The sequence below is a fragment of the Pseudomonas edaphica genome (genome assembly GCF_005863185.1).
Taxonomy (GTDB): domain Bacteria; phylum Pseudomonadota; class Gammaproteobacteria; order Pseudomonadales; family Pseudomonadaceae; genus Aquipseudomonas; species Aquipseudomonas edaphica.
The window spans coordinates 1-1,059 of sequence record NZ_VBVZ01001029.1; the positions used below are offsets into that span (position 1 = coordinate 1).

Annotated in this window: 1 protein-coding gene; it reads left to right on the top strand. The window is 63.4% G+C overall.

Annotation, left to right across the window (positions count from 1 at the left end; all coding sequences use genetic code 11):
* Positions 1 to 165: 165 nt before the first annotated feature.
* Positions 166 to 1,059 (top strand): CaiB/BaiF CoA transferase family protein (locus FEM54_RS33020; protein ID WP_138454332.1); only part of this gene is annotated, 894 nt, incomplete at its 3' end.

Genomic DNA, 1,059 nt, shown 5'->3' on the forward strand with positions numbered 1-1,059 from the left:
TTCCTCCTGTGGGAGCCGGGCTTGCCCGCGATAGCGATCTGACTGACGCCGGCAGCCAATAGCCGTTCGCATTTCGCGAACGCTCCTTGCCAACTGACGGTTGGATTTATCTTCCCTCTGTCCTCTAGCCTTGGCTGCATATTCCAAGAACAAGAGGACCATCCCATGACAGCGCCATTGAGCGGTATCAAGGTGATTGAAATCGGCACACTGATTGCCGCGCCGTTCGCCGCGCGGATGCTGGCCGAGTTTGGCGCCGAGGTGATCAAGATCGAAGCCATGGGCCAGGGCGACCCGCTTCGTAAATGGCGAAAGCTGCACGAAGGCACGTCGCTGTGGTGGTACCTGCAATCGCGTAACAAAAAGTCGCTCGCCCTGGACCTCAAGTCCCCGGAAGGCCTGGGGTTGATCAAGCAATTGCTGGGCGACGCCGACGTGCTGATCGAAAACCTGCGCCCTGGCGGCCTGGAGAAACTCGGCCTGGGTTGGGACGTGCTGCATGCGCTGAACCCCAAGCTGACTCTGGTGCGTATCTCCGGCTACGGCCAGACCGGGCCTTACCGCGATCGCCCAGGGTTTGGTGCGATCGGTGAGGCCATGGGCGGCATTCGCTACACCACCGGCAACCCCGACTCTCCGCCGGCGCGGGTTGGCGTCAGCCTGGGTGACTCTCTCGCCTCGTTGCACGCGGTGATCGGCGCGCTGATGTCGCTGCTGCGGGTCAAGACCGGGCAGGGCGAGGGGCAGGTTGTCGATGTGTCACTGGCCGAAAGTGTGTTCAACCTGATGGAAAGCCTGGTGCCCGAATACGACATGCTCGGCCATGTGCGTGAGCGCAGCGGCGGCGCCTTGCCGGGTATTGCGCCGTCCAACACCTACCTGACTGCCGACGGCGCCTATGTGGTGATCGCCGGCAACAGTGACCCGATCTACAAGCGCCTGATGCACACCATCGGCCGTGCCGACCTGGCTGAAGCGCCGGAGTTTGCCCACAACGACGGCCGCGCCGCCGACAGTGGCCTGCTCGATGCGGCCATCACCCTCTGGACCGGCAGCCTG